Below are 23,360 nucleotides of genomic sequence, written 5' to 3' on the forward strand. Positions count from 1 at the left end.
GCGTGGGATTTTTTTAGAGTATTCACTTAAAATTTTTCTTCGGTAACAAACACCTACAGGGCATTCTCACGAAGAGGACGATACAGCGGGCGTTCATAAGCCTGCGCGGACCTTTTAATACGCCTTCGACCTACATTGAGAAGTCCCTTTTCAGCGATCCAGGATCGACATGCCAGTTAAACGCAGGCAAGAAAAAACCCACCGTGCCAGGGTGGGTTTTGGCTGCGTGTGCAGGTGATCAGTCCCTGAGATCCGACTCGTGGATCGGCTGGTCGCGATGGGTCGCCCGTTGGTACTGCGCCGGCCAGATGGCTTTGCGCCCGCCCAGATCATCGTCGGCATGCAACGGCCAATAAGGGTCACGCAGCAGTTCACGAGCGAGGAAAATGATGTCCGCCTGGCAGGTACGCAGGATGTGTTCGGCCTGGGCCGGCTCCGTGATCATGCCGACAGTGCCGGTGGCAATACCGGACTCTTTGCGCACTCGCTCGGCAAAACGGGTCTGGTAGCCCGGGCCGGTGGGAATCTCGGCATTGGCGGCGGTGCCGCCGGAAGACACGTCGATCAAGTCCACGCCGAGGTCTTTGAGGCGGCGCGCCAGCTCCACGGTTTCATCGGGGTTCCAGCCATCTTCCACCCAGTCGGTGGCCGACACCCGCACAAACAACGGCAACTCCTGGGGCCACACCGCGCGGACGGCCTCGGTCACCTCCAGCACCAACCGGATGCGGTTTTCAAAGGAACCGCCATAGCGGTCCTGACGCTGATTGCTCAGGGGCGACAGGAATTGGTGCAGCAGGTAGCCGTGGGCGGCGTGGATTTCCACCACTTCGAACCCGGCGGTCAAGGCGCGCTTGGCGGCAGAGACAAAATCGGCAATCACCTGCTGGATCTGCCCCTCGTCCAGCGGCTTGGGTTGGGTATGGTTGGGATCAAAGGCGATCGGCGACGGCCCCACCGGCACCCAGCCGCCTTCTTGCGGCGTGACACTGCCGTGTTTGCCGATCCACGGCCGATGGGTGCTTGCCTTGCGCCCGGCATGGGCCAGCTGAATACCGGCCACTGCCCCCTGGGCCGCAATAAACCGCGTAATGCGCTGCAGGGGTTCGATCTGTTCGTCGTTCCACAGGCCCAGGTCCTGGGCAGTGATGCGGCCATCGGCAGTGACGGCGGTGGCTTCGGTAAATATCAGGCCGGCGCCCCCCACGGCACGGCTGCCGAGGTGCACCAGGTGCCAGTCATTGGCCAGGCCGTTTTCGCTGGAATACTGGCACATCGGCGACACCGCAATACGATTGAGCAGGGTCAATTGGCGCAGTGTGTAAGGTTCGAGCAGCTGACTCATGGCGCACCTCTTCTGGACTTTTTGGGCACTTTTTGCAGGAGCGCGCTTGCTCGCGAAAGCCTCACGGGCGCCGCGCTCATCCAGGATAAACGCGTTAACGTTGACGTTTTTCGTGGGCAAGCGCGCTCCTGCATAACAGTGCTTAGAGCCTAGTCGACAACGATGGATTGCACAGGGTTCAGAAACAAAGCGGGAGCCGATTGCCGGCTCCCGTGCTGCAAAAACTTACATCTCGACCTGGGTGCCCAGCTCGATCACCCGGTTTACCGGCAGCTTGAAGAAACGCAGGTTGCCGTTGGCGTTCTTCAACATGAAGGCAAACAAGCTTTCGCGCCACCGCGCCATGCCCTTGATACGCGAGGCGATCACCGTTTCGCGGCTGAGGAAGTAGGTGGTGCGCATCGGGCTGAAATCCAGGTCATCCAGATGGCACAGTTTCAAGGCTTCGGGCACGTCCGGCTCATCGGTAAAGCCGAAATGCAGGATCACCCGGAAGAACCCTTCCCCGTAGGCGTCCACTTCGAAGCGCCGTGAAGCGGGCACGCGCGGGATATCTTCGTAGACCACCGTCAGCATCACCACCTGCTCATGCAGCACCTGGTTATGCAACAGGTTGTGCAACAACGCATGGGGCACGGCGTCAGGCCGCGCGGTGAGGAACACAGCCGTGCCCTGCACGCGATGCGGCGGCTGCACGCGGATGCTGCTGATAAAAATCGGCAGCGGTAGCCCGCCTTCCTCAAGGCGGTCCATCAGCAGTTCCTTGCCGCGCTTCCAGGTGGTCATCAGGATAAACAGCACAATCCCCGCCAACACCGGGAAGGCGCCGCCCTGGACGATCTTGGGTACGTTGGCGGCGAAGAACAGGCCGTCCACCAGCAGGAAACCGATCAGGACCGGAATCGCCAGCACCGGTGGCCATTTCCACAGCAACAGCATCACCGCCGATACCAGGATGCTGGTGATCAGCATCGTGCCCGTCACCGCCACCCCGTAAGCCGAAGCCAAGGCGTTGGAGGATTCAAAACCCAGCACCAGCAGGATCACGCCGACCATCAGCGACCAGTTCACCGCGCCGATGTAGATCTGGCCTTGCTCGGCGCTGGAGGTGTGCTGGATGTGCATGCGCGGGATGTAACCCAGCTGGATCGCCTGGCGGGTCAGGGAAAACGCCCCGGAAATCACGGCCTGGGACGCAATCACCGTGGCCAGCGTCGACAGCGCGACCAGCGGGATCAATGCCCAGTCCGGTGCCAGCAGGTAGAACGGGTTACGCGCCGCCTCGGGGTTTTCCAGCAGCAAAGCACCTTGGCCGAAGTAGTTGAGCACCAGCGCCGGCAGTACCAGGGCAAACCAGGCACGGGCAATCGGCTTGCGCCCGAAGTGGCCCATGTCGGCATACAGGGCTTCGGCACCGGTCAGGGCCAGTACCACTGCGCCGAGAATCGCCACGCCCATGCCGGGATGGGACACGAAGAAACGCACGCCCCACGCCGGGTTCAGTGCATTGAGCACTTCCGGGTGTTGCAAAATGCCGTGGATGCCAAGCCCGGCCAACACCAGGAACCACACCACCATCACCGGCCCGAAGAGCTTGCCGATGCGGTCGGTGCCGTGCTTCTGGATCAGGAACAGCCCGACCAGTACCACCAGCGACAGCGGCACCACCCAGCGTTCGAGACCGTCAAAGGCCAGCTCCAGACCCTCGACCGCCGACAATACCGAGATCGCCGGGGTGATCATGCTGTCGCCGTAGAACAGCGCAGCGCCGATCAAGCCGAGGATCACCAGCACCGAACGCAGTTTGGGGTATGGCGACGCCGCCCGCCGCGCCAGCGCCGTCAGGGCCATGATGCCGCCCTCGCCCTGGTTATCGGCACGCAGAATGAACAGTACATATTTGATCGACACCACCCAGATCAGTGACCAGAAGATCAGCGCCAGAATGCCGAAGACCCCGTCATGGTTGACCTGAACCCCGTAACCACCTGTGAACACTTCTTTAAGGGTATAGAGCGGGCTGGTACCGATATCGCCGTAAACCACCCCGACCGCCGCCACCAGCATGCCAATCGGCTTTGCGTTGGAATGCTCGGCACCTGCTGCCTGACTACTTGCCTGACCCATCAACCACTCCTGCCCTTTGACCTGAGGTCTTATATAACCAGCGCATCTGAGCTGACCCTAGCATGCGCTGATTTACTTCTCGTAACAGACGTTTTATTGACCTCGGGGTTTTACCCGTGCGCAACGGCGCGAAGCATAGCGCAGCACTCGTCGTATTTCCCTGCTCAAGTGATTCGAGTGTCTTTTTTTGCGGTCTTTACATAGACGTCACTGCAGCTTGGAGCCTTTTTGCCTGCATTGATCACCTTAACGGCCAGCCGTATATTTTCGGCCCGGCTCAGTAGTGCTGCCTCAGTGGTCTAAGCGAAAACTTTTTGACCAACGTACCTGATCAATAAATCGTGATCCCGCATGGCACGCGCCGTCGATACAAAAAATTCAATCATCGACCTGTCTCTTTTAAGGTACATTCCTCATGTACGAAGTGAAACACGTACTGTCAGCCAATGGCGTGGATATCTATCAAGCTTGGCTAGACACCGTGCAAGACACGCGTTCAAAAGCGAGAATCACCACCAGAGTGGACCGGGCGTCCCTTGGCCACTTTGGCATTACCGAGCCCGTGGGTGATGGAGTTTTTGAGATGAAGCTCGATTTCGGACCAGGGTTTCGTGTGTATTACGCAATTCAGGATCGGAAGATTGTTTTCCTGTTGGGCGGTGGTTCCAAGACCAGACAGCAAAACGATATCGATCAGGCCAAGGCTCTCTGGAAATCTTACAAGGTGCAGCAAAAATGACCATTCGTACTCGCTCTCATGAAGACAGCGTTCTCGAAATGCTCCGAAACGACGAAGCCTTTGCTCTCGAGTATCTATCTGTAGCACTTGAGGAAATCGATGAGGCCGGGGGTGAGGACGCCTTCCTTGTCGCAATTCGTCGAGTGGCGGAGGCTCGTGGTGGGATGCTCAGCTTGTCGCAGAATACGGGGCTCAATAGAGCCAATCTCTATAGATCCATCGCTATCGGTGGCGACCCAAAGCTCTCCACGCTCTTGAAGGTGCTTCAAGCTTTAGGTGTGGGCATGTCTAAAGTTGTTTCACACCGCGCAGAGCATGACGCCCGGGCTTAAGAGCATGGTAAGGGCTGTACGGTTTCCCCAATACAGCACTCGTCGTATTTCCCTGTATAAAGCTGGTCAAGTGCGTTGCCCGTCGCTAGAATTGCGCACTTTTTGATCAGAGGCGCGCCAAGCGCCCGTCTACCGCCTTGTCGTGCCCGACTGGCGGCGTCATTCAATACCGAGGTTAGACATGTCCACCACTCCCGCGACGGCCAATCCCAAGGTCGGCTTTGTTTCCCTGGGTTGCCCGAAGGCGCTCGTAGACTCCGAGCGCATCCTGACGCAACTGCGCATGGAAGGCTATGACGTGGTGTCCACTTATCAGGACGCCGACGTAGTGGTGGTCAACACCTGCGGTTTCATCGACTCGGCCAAGGCCGAATCCCTGGAAGTGATCGGCGAAGCCATCAAGGAAAACGGCAAGGTCATCGTGACCGGCTGCATGGGCGTGGAAGAAGGCAACATCCGCAACGTGCACCCAAGCGTGCTGGCCGTGACCGGCCCGCAGCAGTACGAGCAGGTGGTCAATGCCGTGCACGAAGTGGTGCCGCCCAAGCAGGACCACAACCCGCTGATCGACCTGGTGCCGCCGCAAGGTATCAAGCTGACCCCGCGCCACTACGCGTACCTGAAGATTTCCGAGGGCTGCAACCATAGCTGCAGCTTCTGCATCATCCCCTCGATGCGCGGCAAGCTGGTCAGCCGCCCGGTGGGTGACGTCCTCGACGAAGCCCAGCGCCTGGTCAAATCCGGCGTGAAAGAGCTGTTGGTCATCTCCCAGGACACCAGCGCCTACGGTGTCGACGTGAAGTACCGCACCGGTTTCTGGAACGGCGCGCCGGTGAAAACCCGCATGACCGAACTGTGCGAAGCCCTCAGCAGCCTGGGCGTGTGGGTGCGCCTGCACTACGTTTACCCGTACCCGCACGTCGACGAACTGATCCCGTTGATGGCCGCCGGCAAGATCCTGCCGTACCTGGACATCCCGTTCCAGCACGCCAGCCCGAAAGTGCTCAAGGCCATGAAACGTCCGGCCTTCGAAGACAAGACCCTGGCGCGCATCAAGAACTGGCGCGAGATCTGCCCGGAATTGATCATCCGCTCCACCTTCATCGTCGGCTTCCCTGGCGAAACCGAAGAGGACTTCCAGTACCTGCTGGACTGGTTGACTGAGGCGCAGCTGGACCGCGTCGGATGCTTCCAGTACTCGCCGGTCGAAGGTGCCCCGGCCAACCTGCTGGACCTGGCCGTGGTGCCGGATGACGTCAAGCAGGACCGTTGGGAGCGTTTCATGGCGCACCAACAGGCCATCAGCTCGGCGCGCCTGCAACTGCGCATCGGCAAGGAAATCGAAGTGCTGATCGACGAAGTCGACGAGCAAGGCGCGGTGGGCCGCTGCTTCTTCGATGCGCCGGAGATCGACGGTAACGTGTTCATCGACGATGCCAGCGGCTTGAAGCCAGGCGACAAGGTCTGGTGCACCGTGACCGATGCCGACGAATACGATTTGTGGGCTGAAAAGCGCGACTGATCAGCGCCTTTGAAATATTTTAAAAAAGCCCTGCCTCTGGACAAGATGCGGGGCTTTTTTAGGTCTATCGTTTGCCCATCGTCGCCGATCATCGGCAAGGGGCAGCGGGCATGCGTCAGCATTCAGTTATCCATACACCCAAAAGCAGCGACTACACGCACCTGGCGCAGCTCTGGGAAGACTCGGTGCGGGCGACCCACAATTTCCTGCCGGACAGTTACGTCGTATTGCTTAAGGAACTGGTGCTGACGCGTTACCTGGACTCGGTGATGCTGATCTGCACCAAAGACCGGAACCAACGCATCACCGGGTTTGCCGGGGTAGCGGGCGGCAAGGTCGAGATGTTGTTTATCGCCCCCCAGCACCGTGGCCAGGGCCTGGGCCGCCAACTGTTGCGATACGCGATCGAGCACCTGAATGCCGATGAATTGGACGTCAACGAACAGAACCCGCAGGCCCTGGGCTTCTACTTCAAACAAGGGTTCGAGGTGATCGGACGCGCAGAGCAGGATGGCTTGGGCCAGCCGTATCCTCTGCTGCACATGCGTTTGCGCCAGGTGCAGCAACGAGCCCAACCCGGTTAAATGAAATGGAGCCGGGATTAACCGCGCCCACACAGGTACAATAGCTGCCCCCTTTTGTTACGGCCCTTGTCATGACTGATCCCATACGCCTCTCCAAACGTCTGATCGAACTGGTTGGCTGCTCCCGTCGGGAGGCTGAGCTGTTTATCGAAGGCGGCTGGGTCTCGGTGGACGGTGAAGTGATCGACGAACCGCAGTTCAAGGTCACCACCCAAAAAGTCGAACTCGACCCCGAGGCCAAGGCCACCGCGCCAGAGCCGGTGACCCTCCTGCTGCACGCGCCTGCCGGCGTGGATGCCGAGACCGCCATGGCCTCGATCAGCGCCGAAACCTTGTCGGATGAACACCGTTTCGGCAAGCGCCCGCTCAAGGGCCACTTCCTGCGCCTGACCGCCAGCGCCGACCTGCAAGCCAACGCCAGCGGCCTGCTGGTGTTTACCCAGGACTGGAAAATTCTGCGCAAGTTGACCGCTGACGCCGCCAAGATCGAGCAGGAATATGTGGTGGAGGTCGAAGGCGAGATGGTTGCCCATGGCCTGAACCGCCTGAACCACGGCCTGACTTACAAAGGCAAGGAACTGCCGGCGGTCAAAGCCAGCTGGCAGAACGAAAACCGCCTGCGTTTTGCGATGAAAAACCCGCAACCGGGCGTGATTGCCTTGTTCTGCGAAGCGGTCGGCTTGAAAGTCATCGCCATCCGGCGCATCCGCATTGGCGGCGTGTCCATCGGCAAAGTGCCGGTGGGCCAATGGCGCTACCTGTCCGCCAAAGAGAAATTCTAAGCCACTGCCCCTTTTTATCGACATCGCCCCATGACGGCGGTGTCCTCAGTTGAATACCAGGATTGCCTACCATGATTCACAACGACGTACTGCGCAGCGTGCGCTACATGCTCGACATCAGCGACAACAAGATGGTCGAAATCATCAAGCTCGGCGGCATGGACGTGACCAAGGACGATTTGCTGACCTACCTCAAGAAGGATGAGGAAGAAGGCTTTGTGTTCTGCCCGGACGAAGTCATGGCTCACTTCCTCGACGGCCTGGTGATCTTCAAGCGCGGCAAGGACGAAAGTCGTCCGCCGCAACCGATCGAAACCCCGGTGACCAACAACATCATCCTCAAGAAACTGCGTGTGGCCTTCGAACTGAAGGAAGACGACATGCACGCGATCCTCAAGGCCGCCGAGTTCCCAGTGTCCAAACCGGAACTGAGCGCACTGTTCCGCAAGTTCGGCCACACCAACTATCGCCCGTGCGGCGACCAGTTGCTGCGTAACTTCCTCAAGGGCCTCACCATGCGCGTTCGCCCCTGAACCATGGGTTACAACGTCTCCCCCGTCGGCTTTGTGCGCTCCTGCTTCAAGGAGAAATTCGCCATCCCGCGCCAGCCACAACTGGCGCCTGCCGCGCGTGGCGTGCTGGAACTGGTGGCGCCGTTTGACGGCGGTGAGGCGGTGCAGGGTCTGGAACAGGTCAGCCATGTGTGGCTGCTGTTCCTGTTTCATCAGGCCCTGGAAGACAAGCCCCGCCTGAAAGTGCGCCCACCGCGCCTGGGGGGCAACACGTCCATGGGCGTGTTTGCGACCCGCGCGACTCACCGACCGAACGGCATCGGCCAATCAGTGGTGAAGCTGGACAAGGTGGAACCCGGTCGGCTGTGGATTTCCGGAATTGACCTGCTCGATGGCACGCCAGTGTTGGATATCAAGCCCTATGTGCCCTACGCCGACATTATCGGCAGCGCCACCAACAGCATCGCCAGCAGTGCGCCACCGCTAATCCCGGTGCAATGGCTGAAGACCGCCCTGCATCAGGCACAAGGCCATGCGCACAGGCTGAATGAGCCGTTGGTGGAATTGATCGAGCAATGCCTGGCACAGGACCCGCGGCCGGCCTATCAGACGCCTGGGCCTGAGCGTGAATATGGCGCGCAGTTCTGGGATGTGGATGTGCGTTGGCACTATCCCGAGGCCGGAGTGATTTGCGTGCTGGAAGTGCTTGCCGCTGGATAAACCGCAAACCCGATATGGGAGGGGGCTTGCCCCCCTGCCACATTTTGACCGCGCTTACTTCTCGACGAACGCACGCTCAATCAGATAATCGCCCGGCTCACGCATGCGTGGCGAAACCTTCAGGCCGAAGCTGTTCAGCACTTCGCTGGTTTCGTCCAACATGCTTGGGCTACCGCACAACATGGCGCGGTCATCTTCAGGGTTGATCGGTGGCAGGCCGATATCGCGGAACAGCTTGCCGCTGCGCATCAGGTCGGTCAGGCGCCCTTCGTTTTCGAACGGCTCGCGGGTCACGGTCGGGTAGTAGATCAACTTGTCACGCAGCGCCTCACCGAAGAACTCGTTCTGCGGCAGGTGCTCGGTGATGAATTCGCGGTAGGCGACTTCGTTGACGTAACGCACGCCGTGGCACAGGATCACCTTTTCGAAACGCTCGTAGGTTTCCGGGTCCTGGATCACGCTCATGAACGGAGCCAGACCAGTACCGGTGCTGAGCAGGTACAGGTGTTTGCCCGGCTTCAAATCGTCGAGCACCAGGGTGCCTGTCGGTTTTTTGCTGATGATGATCTCGTCGCCTTCCTTCAAGTGCTGCAATTGGGAAGTCAGCGGGCCATCGGGCACCTTGATGCTGAAGAATTCCAGATGCTCTTCCCAGTTCGGGCTGGCAATAGAGTAAGCACGCATGAGCGGGCGGCCGTTGGGCTGTTGCAGGCCGATCATCACGAACTGACCGTTCTCGAAGCGCAGGCCCGGATCGCGGGTGCACTTGAAGCTGAACAGAGTGTCGTTCCAGTGATGAACACTGAGGACACGCTCGTGGTTCATGTTGCTCATGTACGGGGGACTCCTGGAAATGGGTCTGCGCCAGAAATATAGGTGCGCAATTGCAGCGTATTCTAATGGCGGCGACAATATCTGTTAACTGGATTATTAAGATAAGGGTTATCGGTTATATCGATATGCGATTTACTCTCCGTCAACTGCAAGTTTTCGTCGCCGTCGCCCAGCAGGAAAGCGTCTCGCGCGCTGCTGGCCTTCTGGCCTTATCTCAATCCGCCGCCAGCACCTCGATCACCGAGCTGGAGCGTCAATCCAGTTGCCAACTGTTCGACCGCGCCGGCAAGCGCCTGAGTCTCAACGCCCTCGGGCATCAACTATTGCCCCAGGCCGTCGCGCTTCTAGACCAGGCCAAAGAGATCGAAGACCTGCTCAACGGCAAGTCCGGCTTCGGCTCGCTGGCGGTCGGCGCAACGCTGACCATCGGCAACTACCTGGCCACGCTGCTGATCGGCAGTTTCATGCAACAGCACCCGGAGAGCCAGGTGAAGCTGCATGTGCAGAACACTGCACATATCGTGCACCAGGTGGCGCACTACGAAATTGACCTGGGTCTAATCGAAGGCGACTGCAGCCACCCGGACATCGAGGTGCAAACCTGGGTAGAAGATGAGCTGGTGGTGTTCTGCGCACCGCAACATCCCCTGGCCAAGCGCGGCGTGGCGAGCATGGAAGAGTTGACCCATGAGGCGTGGATCTTGCGGGAACAAGGTTCGGGCACGCGCCTGACGTTTGACCAAGCCATGCGCCATCACCGCAGCGCGCTGAATATCCGCCTGGAACTGGAACATACCGAGGCGATCAAGCGCGCGGTGGAGTCCGGGCTGGGCATCGGCTGCATCTCCCGGCTTGCGCTGAGGGATGCATTCCGCCGTGGCAGCCTGGTGCCGGTTGAAACCCCGGACCTGGACCTGGCCCGGCAGTTCTACTTCATCTGGCATAAACAGAAGTACCAGACCTCCGCCATGCGCGAGTTCCTGGAACTATGCCGCGCTTTCACCGCAGGGGTTCAGCGCAGCGACGAAATCGTACTGCCGAACATTGCCTGATCCTCAGATCAGGATCACGGCCCATACCAGGGTGATCATGGTCAGCGCCACCAGTTGCGCGGCGCTGCCCATGTCCTTGGCGTTTTTCGACAAGGGATGACGGTCCAGGGAAATGCGGTCAATGGCGGCCTCTACCGCCGAGTTGAGCAATTCGACGATCAACGCCAGCAGGCACACGGCGATCAGCAAGGCGCGCTCAACCCGGCTGACCTGCAGGAAAAAGCTCAACGGAATCAGGATGACGTTCAGCAACACCAGTTGGCGAAACGCCGCCTCGCCGGTGAAAGCTGCACGCAGGCCATCCAGGGAATAGCCACCTGCGTTGAAGATACGTTTGATACCGGTTTGACCCTTGAAAGGCGACATAGAGATAGGCAACTGAACCAAAGAAGTGGGGAAACTAGATCACGCAAAGTCAAAAAAGCGTGAATGCGTTGCAGCTTAATGCTGTGAAATTGACTCAAGTTGTTGCAAGAGTAACGCGGCCTGGGTGCGCGTACGCACGCCCAACTTGCGAAAGATCGCGGTGACATGAGCCTTGATGGTCGCTTCCGACACACTCAACTCGTAGGCAATCTGCTTGTTCAACAAGCCTTCGCACACCATGGTCAGCACCCGGAACTGCTGGGGGGTCAGGCTGGCCAAACCGTCACGGGCGGCTTTGGCTTCGTCGGATACGTTGACCTCTTCGAATGCCTGCGGCGGCCAGGACACATCGCCATCAAGCACCTTGCGCACGGCGTTCTGGATATCCTCCATGGCACTGGACTTGGGAATGAAACCGCTGGCACCAAACTCCTTGGAACGCACCACCACGTCGGCCTCTTCCTGGGCGGACACCATGACCACCGGGATCTGCGGGTATTGCCCGCGCAGCAATACCAAACCCGAAAAACCATAGGCACCGGGCATGTTCAGGTCGAGCAGCACCAGGTCCCAGTCGGATTTTTCGGTGAGGCGGACCTCCAGTTCGGCGATGCTGGCCACCTCGACCAACCGGACATCGGGGCCAAGGCCCAGGGTTACGGCCTGATGCAGTGCACTGCGAAACAGCGGATGGTCATCGGCTATCAGGATTTCGTATGTGGCCATTGATTAAATGATCCTGTTTTTTGGGGTGCCCGAGGAGGCATTTTAGCGGGGGATTCGGCTACGGTGCCATCATGCAAACGTCGTCTGGTGATACCGTCGCAATGTAGGGCGTCAGGCGCCTATGGACGCTATCCCCCAGGTCCAGGGGCATCTGGAACTTGGCAGCCAGGTAATGAGTGCTGAATACATCGAGGTAAGCATCCAGCACTTCGCTCGCCGCCTGATCGGCAGCCAACTCCAGGCACAGCGCCGCGACTTCTGCGGTACAGAAATGATCATCGCGCTTGGAGCGACGCAGCTTGTACCGCGACAGCTGTTCCGGTGCAAGGCTCAGCACCGGCAAGTGCTCCAGGTACGGACTTTTGCGAAACATCTTACGCGCCTCGCTCCAAGTGCCATCCAGCAAGATAAAGAGTGGACGCTTGCTCTCCTCCACCCTGACTTCGCTGACAACCCGTTCAGGCGCGACGAACTCGCCGGGAAACACGATATACGGTTGCCATTGCGGATCAGCCAGCAACGTGAGCAGTTGGGGATCGACTTCGGTGCGTGACCAGGCGAACGCAGTGGTGTCAGCGATCACATCGGCAATCAACCAGCCAGTGTTACTCGGTTTCATTGGCTCCACATCGTGCATCAGCAGGCACATCGCCGACCGGGCCTGCACCTGGGGTCGCCAGGCGCACAGGCAATACTGGGGAATAACCCGGCAGCCTGGGCATCGCTCAGCACGCGAACCCCGATTGAGGAATGGCCTGACAGCACGTGCCAGACGCTCGGAACGCAGGCGGGAGACGGCGTGGCTCATGGAATACGCCGCAAGGAGGGATAAATCGACACAGGAGAACTCGATGAAGGCTTAAGTGGCAGCAGTTTACCAGCGATACGCCTGGCTGTAGTGGCAAGGGGTCACCTATAATTGCGCGCCACTGAACGCACAGCGCAGTGGCTGGTCTATGCACCAGTAACCGAATCAGGAGAGTTTCATGCTGCGTTCCATGCTGCGTCTTGTCGCCCCATCCGTCGCCCTTGCGTTGGTCATACCCGCAGGCGCCCATGCGGCCTCGCTGCTGGAGGCCCAATTGAACAGGAAGCTGCAAAGCGTCGCGGCCGAGAGCAACAAGGACCTGCCCCGGGAAATCGATGAAAAAACCCTGGAAGTGGCCTACACCGTTGAAGGCATGCAGCTGATCGACCACCTGAGCGTGCAGCCTGATCGAGCGCAGCAAATGCGTGACAATCCGAAAGCCGTCTATTTCCAGTTGGGGCAAAGCGTATGCCTGAACCAGGGCTACCGCGAACTGATGGCCAAGGGTGCGGTGATGCGTTATGAAATCACCGAGAACAAGACCAATCGCCCAGTGGCGTCGGTCAAATTCGTAGAATCCGATTGCCCGGCACCGGCTGCGGCCAAGAAGAAAAAGTAACCTTTGCTCGTTCCCCGCGCGCTGCTGTCCAGCGGTGCGCTCTTGCCCCAGCTTGCGTTCCCGCCCCCGCTAAACTTCATGCTGAATGACCAATAAGCGGTTGCCAGCCATGGGTTTTTCGGCACATGATCAAGCCATCCCCTTATCGTCGCTCACAGCCGTTTCACCTGCTGTTCTGTAACATTTTCAGGGCAAAAGAGGCCTGCCTTACTGCGGCACGCCATGACACATGCAGTGTCGTGGCCACCGACGATGCGTTCGTCGACTACCCAGGCCCTGCAAGAAAAGGAGACGTTGAATGCCTTACGAATCGAATGATCGCCTGCTTCGCCATTTTGAAGAACACGGGGCTGACCTCACACAGCAGGTCGACGCGCAGCTCCAGCTGATAGCCGCCAACAGCCCGAATATCCCCCTTTATCGCGACATGATTCTCACCGTTTTGCGCATGGCTCAAGACGACCGTAACCGCTGGAACGCCAAAATCACCCTGCAGGCGATCCGTGAGCTGGATAACGCCTTCCGTGTACTGGAACAATTCAAGGACCGGCGCAAGGTGACCGTGTTCGGCTCGGCCCGCACCCCCGTCGAAAGCCCGCTATATGCCTTGGCGCGGGAAGTCGGCGCGATGCTGGCACAGTCAGACTTGATGGTGATCACCGGCGGCGGCGGCGGCATCATGGCGGCAGCGCACGAAGGCGCAGGCCTGGAACACAGCCTCGGTTTCAATATCACCCTGCCGTTTGAACAGCACGCCAACCCCACCATCGATGGCACCGATAACCTGTTGTCATTCCACTTCTTCTTCACCCGCAAGCTGTTCTTCGTCAAGGAAGCGAACGCGTTGGTGCTCTGTCCGGGAGGCTTCGGCACCTTGGACGAAGCGCTGGAAGTATTGACGCTGATCCAGACCGGCAAGAGCCCACTGGTACCGGTGGTGCTGCTGGATGCACCGGGGGGCGGGTTCTGGCAAGGCGCCTTGGACTTTATCCGCAGCCAGCTGGAAGCCAATCGCTACATCCTGCCCACCGACCTTAAATTGGTGCGCCTGGTGTACAGCGCCGAAGAAGCAGTAGAAGAGATCAACCGGTTCTATGCCAACTTCCACTCCACGCGCTGGCTGAAACGCGAGTTTGTGGTGCGCATGAATCATCCGCTGAGTGATCGTGCACTGGCCCACTTGCAGAGCGAATTTGCCAGCCTGCGCCTGAGTGGTGAGTTCCAGCAGCTTGCCTACACGGGCGAAGACCACGACGAGCCGAGGTTCAGCCATTTGACACGGCTGGTGTTCAACTTCAATGGACGGGATCAAGGCCGGCTGCGGGAGTTGGTGGACTACATCAACTTGCCGGAGAACTGGGCACCGGCCCAGGGTAAGACCCAACAGCGGGTGGAGCCGGAGACGGCTTGATTTTTGAGCAAAAAAAAAGGCCCACTATTTTCATAGTGGGCCTTTTTGGTGTTCTTGGTATAGCAACTGCTGTGCAGCCCTGCCGCCTTTAACCGATGAGATGAGAACGGGTCATCTGTAGTGAGCGGGCTTGCCCCGCGCTGGGTGGCGAAGCCGCCCCAAATCCAGGCACCTCGTTTTTCCTGAAATACCGTGGCGTCCTTGTTGGGGCTGCTGCGCAGCCCAGCGCGGGGCAAGCCCGCTCACTACAACAGCTCGTCCATATCTCGGCCGCTTAATAAGCGGCTGATCATTTCCATCGGAAACCCGCGATAACTCAGGAAACGCCCCTGCTTCGCACGCTCTTTGGCATCAACCGGCAGATGCCCGGAGAACTTACGCCGCCAGGTGTCTTCCAACTGCGCCTGCCAACTGATACCGCACTCACGCAGGGCGAGGTCAATATCAGCACGTTGCAAGCCACGCTGGCCCAACTCTTCGCGAATTCGCGCAGGGCCGTAACCAGAACGGGCTCGATAAGAAATAAAGCTTTCTAGGTAACGGGATTCGGAAAGCAGCCCCTCTTCCGTCAAACGGTCAAGGGTGGTTTCGATCATCTCAGGTTCTGCGCCGCGCTGACGCAGTTTACGCGTCAGCTCGACTCGACCATGCTCGCGGCGAGCGAGCAGGTCCATTGCAGTGCGCCGAACGGCGACGAGTGTATCCAGTACAACAGTCATCGTTTGCTTCAGATGTCAGTGTCGGCTTCTTCCATCTCGTCAACCGGTTCGCGGTTGGCGGCAGCTTTCACGTCAGGCGCTGCAGACAGCAGCTTGTCGCGGATCTGCTTCTCAAGCGTGGCTGCGATATCCGGGTTATCCGCCAGGAACTTGGCCGAGTTGGCCTTACCCTGACCGATCTTGCTGCCGTTGTAGGCATACCAGGCACCGGACTTCTCGACGAAGCCGTGCAGCACGCCCAGGTCGATCATCTCGCCGTTCAGGTAGATACCCTTGCCGTAGAGAATCTGGAACTCAGCCTGACGGAATGGCGGAGCCACCTTGTTCTTCACGACTTTAACGCGGGTTTCGCTACCGACAACCTCGTCACCTTCCTTCACCGCGCCAGTACGACGGATATCCAGACGGACCGAAGCGTAGAACTTCAGCGCGTTACCACCGGTGGTGGTTTCCGGGCTGCCGAACATCACGCCGATCTTCATACGGATCTGGTTGATGAAGATCACCAGGCAGTTCGCGTTCTTGATGTTACCGGTGATTTTACGCAGCGCCTGGGACATCAGACGGGCTTGCAGGCCCACGTGCATGTCGCCCATTTCGCCTTCGATTTCAGCCTTGGGTACCAGGGCCGCCACGGAGTCGACCACAATCACGTCGATGGCGTTGGAGCGCACCAGCATGTCGGTGATTTCCAGGGCCTGCTCACCGGTGTCCGGCTGGGAAACCAGCAGGTCGTCAACGTTGACGCCCAGTTTGCCGGCGTATTCAGGGTCCAGGGCGTGCTCGGCGTCGACGAACGCGCAGGTAGCGCCCATTTTTTGCGCCTGGGCAATCACCGACAGAGTCAGGGTGGTTTTACCGGAAGATTCAGGACCGTAGATTTCAACGATACGACCTTTTGGCAGACCGCCAATGCCGAGCGCGATGTCCAGACCCAGAGAGCCAGTGGAAATAGCCGGGATCGCCTGACGGTCGTGATCGCCCATACGCATTACGGCACCCTTGCCGAATTGACGTTCGATCTGACCCAGGGCCGCAGCCAAGGCTTTCTTCTTGTTGTCGTCCATTAAAGTCCTCACGTAATCAATAAGGCCTGGCGGCCAACACCTGTATAAGTAGACAGTATTGTTCCACAAAGATCCGAGATCGCCTACCCCTGATTTTCTATTTCTGCTGCAGCTCGTCGCATCAAGCCCTCCAGCGCGGCCTTTACCGTCTGTCGGCGGACCTCATCCCGGTTACCGGGGAAGTGCGCCAGCTCGCTCGTTACTTCATCGCCCACACCGAACGCCAGCCACACCGTGCCCACCGGCTTGTCCGGCGAGCCGCCATCCGGCCCCGCCACCCCGCTGACCGCCACCGCAAAGCGCGCCAGGCTTTTTTCCTGGGCACCCCGGACCATCGCCTCCACCACTTCCTGGCTGACGGCGCCAACCTTGCGGAACAGTGCTTCCGGCACATTCAACTGCCGGGTCTTCTGTCGATTGGAATAAGTGACATAACCCGCCTCGAACCAGGCCGAACTGCCCGGTATCCGCGTGATGGCTTCGGCGATGCCGCCACCGGTGCAGGACTCGGCGGTGGTGACGTGGGCATTGAGCAACTGCAAGCGGCGGCCCAGTTCAGCAGCCAGTTGAGTGATTTCCTTCACGGTCGTCTCCAGGGATGGGCGAGGGGTTCGCCTACCCTACAGGAGCCCATCGGCCATGCAAGTTACAGCGTGCATCAAGAAACTACCGGGCGACGGCCTGCACATACGCCTGACAGGCACGCAAGGCAATCAGGGCGTTATCACCGTCGTCGGTGATGCCAATAATTCTTTGAGCATGCGCTGGGTCAAGTCGGGCTCGCGGGGCTGCATGAACCACGCCGCCGGAGGTGGCGGTGGCCGGCATTGTGCAACCGTTGGCGGGGTCGCTGGCGTCGAGAAGGACTGACAACCGCACATCAGCAGTGGCCAGGCGGTCACGCAGAGCAGTCTGGTTGCGTTGGGCATCGCTTAACTCCCGGGTGTGTTGTTGGTCGCTGGCGTTGAGTTGTTGCTCCAGGGCCAGACGTTGCTCCTGCGCCATCATTAACTGGTGCGCAGCGGCCTGGCTTTGCTGGTTGAGCGCACTGGCATGCAGCTCCTCCTGATGCTCAAGCTGCTCACCGTAGCGCCAAGCCTGCACTTGCCATACGACCAGCATCAGCAGGCAGACGCCGGTCAGGCGCACGATAGTCAAGTAATGCATAACACCGCCTTCGCCCGCGCCCACAATTGCAGGCGGTCCTCCATGCCGTTGACCCCGCCATTGATGCGCCGGGTGATGGTGTCGAAGAGGTCTTTGTCGGCCAGCTCGTTCAAACCGTTGCTTTGCCAGAACCAGGCAGCGGATTCACACGCCCATTGGGGCTGCTCCAGCAGTTCAGGTTGTTGCAGCAGTCGATCATCGCCAAACAGTGCCTGGCTGCACGCCAGGTAATTGCGCCGGCCGGTAATCTGGATCAGGCCCCGCCCACGATACTTCTGGCCATCGCCATCCGCTTCGGGCGTGTTACCCAAACGGGCGGCCAGGGAGCCGGTGTCGTATTTGCTCAGGTATTGGTCGCTGCCCAGTTCGCGAACGTAGCGCAGTTGCGCGGACTCGTGGCCGATTTGCGCGAGAAACGCAGCGACGCGTTTGGGGCTGGCGATCTCAAATCTGGCGATGGCGGTGTTCAGCCCGGACAAAAAAAGGCCCGCTCTTGAGCGGGCTGCGGGCAACACTTGAATAAGCTGCGAAAGTGTTATCGACACTGACATGCGCTCGACTCTTCGGAAAATGTTTGAAATAGGTCGGCCCCGCAGCACTCCAGTTCAGAGCGAAGGGTGTGACGGAGCAGAAAAAGAAAAGGTCTCGATCAAATTCAAGGCATTGAAACGGTTGCAAGGCTTCCTCGCATTAAAAGGGTCGCCCACACAGGCACGACCCTTTTGTTACCCCCGTTGATGACACGGGGCGATCAGAACTCCCAACCGATATGACCATAGGTCGGGTACGGATCTGTGCCGTTATGCTCTGGGCTCGCGTTGTTGGGGTAGTAGATTTTCCGTCGACGGATTGTCGGCGTGTACCCAAAGCGAGCCCAAACAGGAACTTCCTGTACGACTGCCAAGCTGCCATTTGGCTGCAACCGCAGAGTTGCGCCCGGATTGCCGCCAGTGCCCGAATTCCAGAGCGGAACATTATTCGCCGCATACACCACAAAATTGCCATCCGCCTGGAACACCGCACGGACCGCGCCCTTGTTCTGGGTATAACTGGCCCATCGAACGCTCCAGTTCGGACCGTAGTTCACAACGTTCCCGTCACCCTGGAAGATCAATGCACCATCACCGGCGAAGTACGGGACGCCCATAACCAACTCCGTTGGACCACCAAAAAGGAATGCGGTACCACCCGGATCAAGCGGAATAGACGGAGTGCCGTTCCAGATGGCTCGAGAGTCGACAATCACGATGTTTCCATCGTCCTGAACTTGCAGAAAGTTTCGGTACGCGGCAGCACCAACGCTGTCAGGCGGGGTGCTGTTTACTGTACTCCAAATGCGAACATGCACATGGTCCGACAGAACCCCAGACTCGAACACGTAGAACGAGTTCGGTACCTTTGCGACCGGGTTCGATAAGGTGCTGGAGTATGGAGTGTTGGAATCGGCAACCCATACGGCAGTGCCGTTGTCATAGAGCACCAAGTTCATATCGGTCTGAAGGATCAGTTTGAAGCGCTTATTTGGCGACTCCAAATACTGGCCTGGGCTCATTGAGTTACGAGGAGGTAGCACCGGGCTGCCGTTGTTTGTGAATTGAACGCGAGGTGGTCCTTCTGGTCCTGCCATTTTTGTCACCTATTGAGTCGAATGATTAGTCGCGGAGAAATCCGCTGTCATGTCGCTCAATGGCGATCGCTCAAGGCTCGAGGCCTTCACATGATTCAACGTCCCACATCGGACACACTTGATCTGGAGCTCTGTAACCCCACCCACACGGGCGAGAAGTCTTTTGCAGTGACCGCACCTGAATTCTTTCAACATCTGCAAATTCCTTTTGCTGGCATCCCCCGTCCATGGGCGGCAAACCCGCGCGAAAGTACACGGGTGAAAGGCGTCAATGGCTCGGCCTACTCTGCGGCAGACAACCCACTCGCATTGATCGTGCATCGATAGCTGTCTTTGCGCTTGCCACTGGCGGTCACGGTATTGATCGACCAACGCCCCTGCATGAAGCCTGGCCACGATTCATCCAACAGCAACAGACCTTCAGCAGCGAACAACGGGTTTCCGGGGCAAATCACATCGATCTGCATCCCTTCGCGGCCCACCCGGCGCATTTCACCCTCGGCGGCAGCACGGGCTTCCGCTTCATTCTGGTAACGCTGCACGACCTGTTTGAAAGGCTCGATACCGACCCGCACGACGCGCTTTTGACCGGCCGATGCATCCCACCATGAGGCTTGTGCACCGGAGTATTTGGCGCGGCTGCCCTCAGTAAACTTGGCGCTGATAAACGCGCGCTCGCCCGGACGATTGTCGCGTGTGAGCGACAGTCGCACGTCCGGCAGGGCCTTGCCCGACAGCGAGGTGAGTTGCCCTTTTCGGCCCAGCACGTAGAGTTCGTCGACCGGTTTGGCGACTGCGTCGAAACGTTTGGCCAACCTCGTCAGGAAGGCCATGTCACTTTCGTTGGTCTGGTCAATGTGGGTGATCTGTTGGCCCTCAAGGTCTGTCGCCACCCGTGGTGAATAACCGTAGCGCACCGTCAATTGGCGGAACAATGCACCCAATGTAATCGGCCCGTGACTGGCGGTACGTCGTTGTTTAAACCCGTCTTGGTCAAACGGTGCCGCCGTGGCCTCCAGCACCAGGCGCATCGGAAACAGCGACGGCGTGCGCTTAGTGATCTTGAACTGCCCCTTGTCCACCAGGCCGGACTCCAGGTAGCCCACGCGCAAGCCGATTTTCCCTCCCAGGTCGGGTAACCCCTCAAGCCCCTCTATATCGAGGGTCAACTTGAGATGATCCGAGACGAAACCGGCCGCATCGGTATGCTCCCACTCCAATAGTCGTTCATTGAGCAGCGCGGCATTGGCCCCGTAGATCTCCACCACCGGCGTATATCCAAGTGTCATGGTCGCTCCTTAATCCCAGGCCGAGATTGGCTTCGTCGCGACGGGTTGCCTGCCCAGTTCAGGCACGATCACACTGATACCTGCCGGCAATACTGCACCCTGCTCAGCCAACGTCGGATTCAACAGCCACAGCATTTCCTCGGCGGCATCGTCACAGCGACCGAGCTCGCGATACAGCAGCAGGTTCACCGAATCACCGGCAATACTTCGAACCCTACGCATTGACGAACTCCTCCAGTACCAGCGACCAATGAATGACCATCGCAGTGCCATCGTCGATCACATTGGATTGTTTTTCGGTCACCGACTTGATGGTCCACAGCCCCCAACTGAGACCCACGCCATCAACCAAAGGCAACGGCGCACGAAGGGCTTGCAGTACGCGTAGCTCATCCAGCCGAGTCATACCCGTTGCACGTGCGGCCTTGCCGCCGAAGGTCAGCGTTTCGAGCCCCTGGCCAACCTGGCTGGACTTGGGTTTACCGGCAACGATAGGCAGCCCTACCCAGCCGCCAGTGCTGGCGCGGTCCAGGGTGTCGTAGGCGAACCCACGGGACAGCCCGAAAATAAACGTGCCCAATGCCATCTGTTGTCGCATCACACCCCTCCAATATCGGTCAGTGCCGCATCACGTCGCGACCCCAGCAAGTCATTCATCGACAGCGGTGAAAATTGCGCTTCGATTTGTTGCACCACCAACTCTGCCAACTGTTGATGGCTGGCCGGTTCTGGCGCATTGATGGTGATTTGCGGGGCAAAGTTGATTTGACGGTTATCGGCTTGAGCGCTGTTCAGGTTTTTGCTGACGTCTGCGGGCGCAGGCAATCGATCACTTGGCCCAAACAATTTGTCCCCCAGCCAACTCCCCGCTTCACTGCCCAGCAAGCCTCCAATCGCACCGCCGACCGCCGTTCCGACACCGGGGAAAATCATCGTGCCAATGGCCGCACCGGCAGACGCTCCCGCCCAGGCGCCACCGGCAGTGCTGAGCCCGGCGCCGACGGCTTTAGCGTCACCGTTGCGCACGCCCTGGACCACGTCGATGGCAGTGTCGACATACTTCAGTGGGCCAAGGCGGCGGGCGGCGGCCGACTCGAGACGCGCCAGGGTGCCGATGGCGGAACCGGCAGACGCGCCCATCAATGCGCCACCGGCAGTACCGAGGCCGGCGCCGATGGCTTTAGCGCCACCGTTGCGTATGCCCTGCGCCCCATCGATGGCGGTATCGACAACCTTCAGCGGGCCGAGGCGACCGGCTGTGGCCGATTCCGGTTTGGCTAATGCGTCCAACAGCCTGGTCACCTGGCCATTGGCTGCGCGATGGGCTGTGGGGCGTGCCGTCGAGGGTGCTGCGTAGGAGGCAAACGTGTTGCCCGGCAGACGGGTCGAGCCCTGGCTCGCCAGTTTGCTGTCGAGCGCACGCAACGGCTGGCCCATGACATTGAGCGGCTGCGAGACCGGCGCTGAGAGGCCAGTAAGTTGTGACTTGAGATCGGCCCGCTTTCTGACGACGCTGGTTTTGATCGACCGTGAGGTTGCCTGGCGGGTCTTGTAACGCTTGCCGCGTGGCCCCTTCGCATTAGCCTTGGCGCTTGGTTTGCCTTTGCCGCTGTCCTTGTCCCTGGCGGTTTCGCCGACACGTTCAGGCAACTGAGCGGTCGCTGAATCCAGCGGGCCACGGATCCCGGCAGGCAGAGCCCCCGTACAGCAGCACTCCTTGCCTGCGTTACTGCCCTTGCCCTTATCGTCCTTCTTGAGCCACTTGGCAGCGGTTGGAAACTTGTCAGCCACGGCATCAAGCGCCTTGTCCGAAACCCGTTCCTTGGCTTTATCCCACAAGCTGGTGAGCAGTTCTTTGCCGACAAACTTACCGGCATCCGTTGCGCCTTGCAGGCCTTTGTCCACCCAGGAGGTCGAAGCCGGAGCGGGTTCTTTCGGCTGACTTTTGGCCGGCTCGCCACTGACCTCAACCGTCTTGGTTGCCAGCGTATTACCGGTAATGAACAACGTGCGGGTGAGCGTTTCCAACGCCTCGCGCAGCTGCACTTGCTCCAACGTCAAAGCGTTGATATCCACGCTGACGGTCACCAGCGCCGAGGCGAGCACCGACTGCGGATCCTGTTGTGGCCGCGATGCCGCATCCAGGCTTGCTGGCGCTGCAAGGCTGGCGGAAAACGGTGCCAGCACACTGCCAAGGTCCGCGTCGTCAAGCAGCCAGCGTTTGTCTTCCTGGGCGAGCCTCATCCCAGATTGAGTCTCTTGCATCCCGCTTACTCCTGTTTAACGCCAAGGCGGGTGATCGCGATGTCGTAGCGGCGCAATGCTTTGCCGGCGTCCCAGTCGAGGATCTCCGCCTCATTGACCGAATAGATCAGCGGCACCACATCGAGGATCACTTCGATGTCGCGCTCCGAAAGAAGTCCGCCGGTTGATTTAAAAAATCGTCGATACGCTCCTGCAGTTCCGTCCAGTCGGGCACGGTCAGGTTGGCAAGATCCGGGATCATCAGGCCGGTGCAATGAGCGGTGATGAACTCGGCGCGCTCTTTGTTGGTGGCGAGTTTTTTCATCACTTTGGTGGCGCGTAGCGCCGGCATTTCCAGCGCCAGCTCAGTCAGGGAGCGCCCTGCGGCATCGAGTGGCAACAGCAGATGGACGGGCTGGTCGTGGCTGGCTTTTTCGGGCGTTTTCAAGAAGAACGACGCAGGCTGCGTCGACATTTCGTGTACGTACTGCGCAATGCTTACGTAGTCCGGACGCTTGAGTTGGTCCAGTTCTTTTTCCGACAGGCCGGTGGCGAGTTTCGCCAGTTCGAAGAACTGGTCGTCCTCATCATCACCGGCCCGGGCCAGCGCGTCTTTTTGCGCGGCGTAGAACAGTGGCTTGAGTTGAATCTGCTCGATCGTCGCGCCGGTGTCGGCAGTGATCGGCGAGAGCAGCAGGTGCAAGGGTGGCATCCAGGCCATGGGGCTATTCCTTGGTGAAGTAGGGGGCGAGCAGGCCCGCCCCTTTG

Annotated in this window: 29 protein-coding genes; 10 read left to right on the plus strand and 19 right to left on the minus strand. The window is 59.2% G+C overall.

The features are described from left to right. Positions 1-238: 238 nt before the first annotated feature. Complete coding sequence (locus JBE38_RS13380) at positions 239-1,345, minus strand: NADH:flavin oxidoreductase/NADH oxidase (RefSeq protein WP_205344438.1); 1,107 nt, start codon at positions 1,343-1,345, stop codon at positions 239-241. A gap of 225 nt (positions 1,346-1,570) precedes the next feature. After that, entirely contained in the window at positions 1,571-3,472 is a 1,902-nt protein-coding gene (locus tag JBE38_RS13385) for a potassium transporter Kup (protein WP_090366440.1), read from the minus strand. Between the two features lie 415 nt (positions 3,473-3,887). On the opposite strand from JBE38_RS13385, the gene JBE38_RS13390 reads away from it, so the two are divergent. From JBE38_RS13390 to tsaA, 7 genes are all read left to right on the plus strand, one after another. Next, entirely contained in the window at positions 3,888-4,211 is a 324-nt protein-coding gene (locus tag JBE38_RS13390) for a type II toxin-antitoxin system RelE/ParE family toxin (protein ID WP_090366441.1), read from the plus strand. After that, positions 4,208-4,543: an addiction module antidote protein gene (locus tag JBE38_RS13395; protein WP_090366443.1), complete on the plus strand. Its 336-nt coding sequence runs from the start codon at positions 4,208-4,210 to the stop codon at positions 4,541-4,543. The genes JBE38_RS13390 and JBE38_RS13395 overlap by 4 nt, the downstream gene beginning before the upstream one ends. A 181-nt stretch (positions 4,544-4,724) precedes the next feature. Continuing rightward, positions 4,725-6,065: a 30S ribosomal protein S12 methylthiotransferase RimO gene (gene rimO, locus JBE38_RS13400; protein ID WP_060753991.1), complete on the plus strand. Its 1,341-nt coding sequence runs from the start codon at positions 4,725-4,727 to the stop codon at positions 6,063-6,065. A 110-nt stretch (positions 6,066-6,175) separates the two neighbouring features. Continuing rightward, positions 6,176-6,649, plus strand: a complete 474-nt coding sequence (locus JBE38_RS13405; RefSeq protein WP_205344439.1) for a GNAT family N-acetyltransferase — start codon at positions 6,176-6,178, stop codon at positions 6,647-6,649. 71 nt (positions 6,650-6,720) lie between these two features. After that, complete coding sequence (locus JBE38_RS13410) at positions 6,721-7,431, plus strand: rRNA pseudouridine synthase (RefSeq protein ID WP_205344440.1); 711 nt, start codon at positions 6,721-6,723, stop codon at positions 7,429-7,431. Positions 7,432-7,502: 71 nt separating this feature from the next. Further along, positions 7,503-7,964, plus strand: coding sequence for a DUF1456 family protein (locus tag JBE38_RS13415; protein WP_060753988.1), 462 nt, complete (start codon positions 7,503-7,505; stop codon positions 7,962-7,964). A 3-nt stretch (positions 7,965-7,967) separates the two neighbouring features. After that, positions 7,968-8,663, plus strand: a complete 696-nt coding sequence (tsaA, locus tag JBE38_RS13420; protein ID WP_205344441.1) for a tRNA (N6-threonylcarbamoyladenosine(37)-N6)-methyltransferase TrmO — start codon at positions 7,968-7,970, stop codon at positions 8,661-8,663. A 54-nt stretch (positions 8,664-8,717) separates the two neighbouring features. Here tsaA and fpr read toward each other — a convergent pair whose 3' ends face one another. Beyond that, positions 8,718-9,497, minus strand: a complete 780-nt coding sequence (gene fpr, locus JBE38_RS13425) for a ferredoxin-NADP reductase (protein WP_017529767.1) — start codon at positions 9,495-9,497, stop codon at positions 8,718-8,720. 125 nt (positions 9,498-9,622) lie between these two features. Here fpr and JBE38_RS13430 point away from each other — a divergent pair, with 125 nt between their 5' ends. After that, on the plus strand, positions 9,623-10,549 hold the full coding sequence (locus JBE38_RS13430; RefSeq protein WP_060753986.1) for a LysR family transcriptional regulator: 927 nt from the start codon (positions 9,623-9,625) through the stop codon (positions 10,547-10,549). A gap of 3 nt (positions 10,550-10,552) precedes the next feature. Here JBE38_RS13430 and JBE38_RS13435 read toward each other — a convergent pair whose 3' ends face one another. From JBE38_RS13435 to JBE38_RS13445, 3 genes are all read right to left on the minus strand, one after another. Then, a complete protein-coding gene (locus JBE38_RS13435) occupies positions 10,553-10,921 on the minus strand; it encodes a diacylglycerol kinase (protein ID WP_201026472.1) in 369 nt (122 codons plus the stop codon). A gap of 69 nt (positions 10,922-10,990) precedes the next feature. Beyond that, positions 10,991-11,641 (minus strand): response regulator transcription factor ErdR, encoded by a 651-nt coding sequence (erdR, locus tag JBE38_RS13440; RefSeq protein WP_060753984.1) that lies wholly within the window; start codon positions 11,639-11,641, stop codon positions 10,991-10,993. Between the two features lie 58 nt (positions 11,642-11,699). Then, complete coding sequence (locus JBE38_RS13445) at positions 11,700-12,449, minus strand: tRNA-uridine aminocarboxypropyltransferase (protein ID WP_090366452.1); 750 nt, start codon at positions 12,447-12,449, stop codon at positions 11,700-11,702. Positions 12,450-12,627: 178 nt separating this feature from the next. Here JBE38_RS13445 and JBE38_RS13450 point away from each other — a divergent pair, with 178 nt between their 5' ends. Both JBE38_RS13450 and JBE38_RS13455 read left to right on the plus strand, forming a co-directional pair. Continuing rightward, on the plus strand, positions 12,628-13,068 hold the full coding sequence (locus JBE38_RS13450; protein WP_205344442.1) for a PA3611 family quorum-sensing-regulated virulence factor: 441 nt from the start codon (positions 12,628-12,630) through the stop codon (positions 13,066-13,068). Positions 13,069-13,366: 298 nt separating this feature from the next. Next, positions 13,367-14,479 carry an LOG family protein gene (locus tag JBE38_RS13455; RefSeq protein ID WP_205344443.1) on the plus strand — a complete coding sequence of 371 codons (1,113 nt, stop codon included), beginning with the start codon at positions 13,367-13,369 and terminating at the stop codon, positions 14,477-14,479. Positions 14,480-14,724: 245 nt separating this feature from the next. Here the strand turns inward: JBE38_RS13455 and recX are convergent, their stop codons facing one another. The 13 genes from recX to JBE38_RS13515 all read right to left on the minus strand — a co-directional run bounded on the left by recX (position 14,725) and on the right by JBE38_RS13515 (position 23,313). After that, positions 14,725-15,198, minus strand: coding sequence for a recombination regulator RecX (gene recX, locus JBE38_RS13460; RefSeq protein WP_060753980.1), 474 nt, complete (start codon positions 15,196-15,198; stop codon positions 14,725-14,727). A gap of 8 nt (positions 15,199-15,206) precedes the next feature. Further along, positions 15,207-16,265, minus strand: a complete 1,059-nt coding sequence (gene recA / locus JBE38_RS13465; RefSeq protein ID WP_060753979.1) for a recombinase RecA — start codon at positions 16,263-16,265, stop codon at positions 15,207-15,209. Positions 16,266-16,348: 83 nt separating this feature from the next. Continuing rightward, positions 16,349-16,849: a CinA family protein gene (locus JBE38_RS13470; protein WP_060753978.1), complete on the minus strand. Its 501-nt coding sequence runs from the start codon at positions 16,847-16,849 to the stop codon at positions 16,349-16,351. Positions 16,850-16,931: 82 nt separating this feature from the next. After that, entirely contained in the window at positions 16,932-17,432 is a 501-nt protein-coding gene (locus tag JBE38_RS13475; protein WP_126870736.1) for a lysis system i-spanin subunit Rz, read from the minus strand. Continuing rightward, entirely contained in the window at positions 17,420-17,977 is a 558-nt protein-coding gene (locus JBE38_RS13480; RefSeq protein WP_205344590.1) for a glycoside hydrolase family 19 protein, read from the minus strand. Before JBE38_RS13480 ends, JBE38_RS13475 begins: the two co-directional genes overlap by 13 nt. 206 nt (positions 17,978-18,183) lie before the next feature. After that, a complete protein-coding gene (locus JBE38_RS13485; protein ID WP_090366460.1) occupies positions 18,184-19,059 on the minus strand; it encodes a putidacin L1 family lectin-like bacteriocin in 876 nt (291 codons plus the stop codon). Positions 19,060-19,068: 9 nt separating this feature from the next. Beyond that, positions 19,069-19,260 (minus strand): Com family DNA-binding transcriptional regulator, encoded by a 192-nt coding sequence (locus JBE38_RS13490; protein ID WP_205344444.1) that lies wholly within the window; start codon positions 19,258-19,260, stop codon positions 19,069-19,071. Positions 19,261-19,340: 80 nt separating this feature from the next. Continuing rightward, complete coding sequence (locus tag JBE38_RS13495) at positions 19,341-20,348, minus strand: contractile injection system protein, VgrG/Pvc8 family (protein ID WP_205344445.1); 1,008 nt, start codon at positions 20,346-20,348, stop codon at positions 19,341-19,343. Positions 20,349-20,357: 9 nt separating this feature from the next. Beyond that, complete coding sequence (locus tag JBE38_RS13500; RefSeq protein ID WP_060753974.1) at positions 20,358-20,570, minus strand: tail protein X; 213 nt, start codon at positions 20,568-20,570, stop codon at positions 20,358-20,360. After that, complete coding sequence (locus JBE38_RS13505) at positions 20,563-20,946, minus strand: phage tail protein (protein WP_060753973.1); 384 nt, start codon at positions 20,944-20,946, stop codon at positions 20,563-20,565. The genes JBE38_RS13500 and JBE38_RS13505 overlap by 8 nt, the downstream gene beginning before the upstream one ends. Then, positions 20,946-22,613 (minus strand): tail tape measure protein, encoded by a 1,668-nt coding sequence (locus JBE38_RS27670; RefSeq protein WP_240202504.1) that lies wholly within the window; start codon positions 22,611-22,613, stop codon positions 20,946-20,948. The genes JBE38_RS13505 and JBE38_RS27670 overlap by 1 nt, the downstream gene beginning before the upstream one ends. Positions 22,614-22,618: 5 nt before the next feature. Next, entirely contained in the window at positions 22,619-22,744 is a 126-nt protein-coding gene (locus JBE38_RS27810) for a hypothetical protein (protein WP_017844653.1), read from the minus strand. Further along, positions 22,741-23,313 (minus strand): phage tail assembly protein, encoded by a 573-nt coding sequence (locus JBE38_RS13515; RefSeq protein WP_205344446.1) that lies wholly within the window; start codon positions 23,311-23,313, stop codon positions 22,741-22,743. The genes JBE38_RS27810 and JBE38_RS13515 overlap by 4 nt, the downstream gene beginning before the upstream one ends. Positions 23,314-23,360: the final 47 nt, after the last annotated feature.

The sequence above is a fragment of the Pseudomonas sp. ICBG1301 genome, assembly GCF_016918385.1.
GTDB lineage: Bacteria > Pseudomonadota > Gammaproteobacteria > Pseudomonadales > Pseudomonadaceae > Aquipseudomonas > Aquipseudomonas palleroniana.

Coding starts and splice junctions, on each gene's coding strand:
- JBE38_RS13380 (WP_205344438.1), bottom strand. CDS start 1,345: ATGAGTCAGCTGCTCGAACCTTACACACTGCGCCAATTGACCCTGCTC.
- JBE38_RS13385 (WP_090366440.1), bottom strand. CDS start 3,472: ATGGGTCAGGCAAGTAGTCAGGCAGCAGGTGCCGAGCATTCCAACGCA.
- JBE38_RS13390 (WP_090366441.1), top strand. CDS start 3,888: ATGTACGAAGTGAAACACGTACTGTCAGCCAATGGCGTGGATATCTAT.
- JBE38_RS13395 (WP_090366443.1), top strand. CDS start 4,208: ATGACCATTCGTACTCGCTCTCATGAAGACAGCGTTCTCGAAATGCTC.
- rimO (WP_060753991.1), top strand. CDS start 4,725: ATGTCCACCACTCCCGCGACGGCCAATCCCAAGGTCGGCTTTGTTTCC.
- JBE38_RS13405 (WP_205344439.1), top strand. CDS start 6,176: ATGCGTCAGCATTCAGTTATCCATACACCCAAAAGCAGCGACTACACG.
- JBE38_RS13410 (WP_205344440.1), top strand. CDS start 6,721: ATGACTGATCCCATACGCCTCTCCAAACGTCTGATCGAACTGGTTGGC.
- JBE38_RS13415 (WP_060753988.1), top strand. CDS start 7,503: ATGATTCACAACGACGTACTGCGCAGCGTGCGCTACATGCTCGACATC.
- tsaA (WP_205344441.1), top strand. CDS start 7,968: ATGGGTTACAACGTCTCCCCCGTCGGCTTTGTGCGCTCCTGCTTCAAG.
- fpr (WP_017529767.1), bottom strand. CDS start 9,497: ATGAGCAACATGAACCACGAGCGTGTCCTCAGTGTTCATCACTGGAAC.
- JBE38_RS13430 (WP_060753986.1), top strand. CDS start 9,623: ATGCGATTTACTCTCCGTCAACTGCAAGTTTTCGTCGCCGTCGCCCAG.
- erdR (WP_060753984.1), bottom strand. CDS start 11,641: ATGGCCACATACGAAATCCTGATAGCCGATGACCATCCGCTGTTTCGC.
- JBE38_RS13445 (WP_090366452.1), bottom strand. CDS start 12,449: ATGAGCCACGCCGTCTCCCGCCTGCGTTCCGAGCGTCTGGCACGTGCT.
- JBE38_RS13450 (WP_205344442.1), top strand. CDS start 12,628: ATGCTGCGTTCCATGCTGCGTCTTGTCGCCCCATCCGTCGCCCTTGCG.
- JBE38_RS13455 (WP_205344443.1), top strand. CDS start 13,367: ATGCCTTACGAATCGAATGATCGCCTGCTTCGCCATTTTGAAGAACAC.
- recX (WP_060753980.1), bottom strand. CDS start 15,198: ATGACTGTTGTACTGGATACACTCGTCGCCGTTCGGCGCACTGCAATG.
- recA (WP_060753979.1), bottom strand. CDS start 16,265: ATGGACGACAACAAGAAGAAAGCCTTGGCTGCGGCCCTGGGTCAGATC.
- JBE38_RS13475 (WP_126870736.1), bottom strand. CDS start 17,432: ATGCATTACTTGACTATCGTGCGCCTGACCGGCGTCTGCCTGCTGATG.
- JBE38_RS13485 (WP_090366460.1), bottom strand. CDS start 19,059: ATGGCAGGACCAGAAGGACCACCTCGCGTTCAATTCACAAACAACGGC.
- JBE38_RS13495 (WP_205344445.1), bottom strand. CDS start 20,348: ATGACACTTGGATATACGCCGGTGGTGGAGATCTACGGGGCCAATGCC.
- JBE38_RS13500 (WP_060753974.1), bottom strand. CDS start 20,570: ATGCGTAGGGTTCGAAGTATTGCCGGTGATTCGGTGAACCTGCTGCTG.
- JBE38_RS13505 (WP_060753973.1), bottom strand. CDS start 20,946: ATGCGACAACAGATGGCATTGGGCACGTTTATTTTCGGGCTGTCCCGT.
- JBE38_RS27670 (WP_240202504.1), bottom strand. CDS start 22,613: ATGCAAGAGACTCAATCTGGGATGAGGCTCGCCCAGGAAGACAAACGC.
- JBE38_RS13515 (WP_205344446.1), bottom strand. CDS start 23,313: ATGGCCTGGATGCCACCCTTGCACCTGCTGCTCTCGCCGATCACTGCC.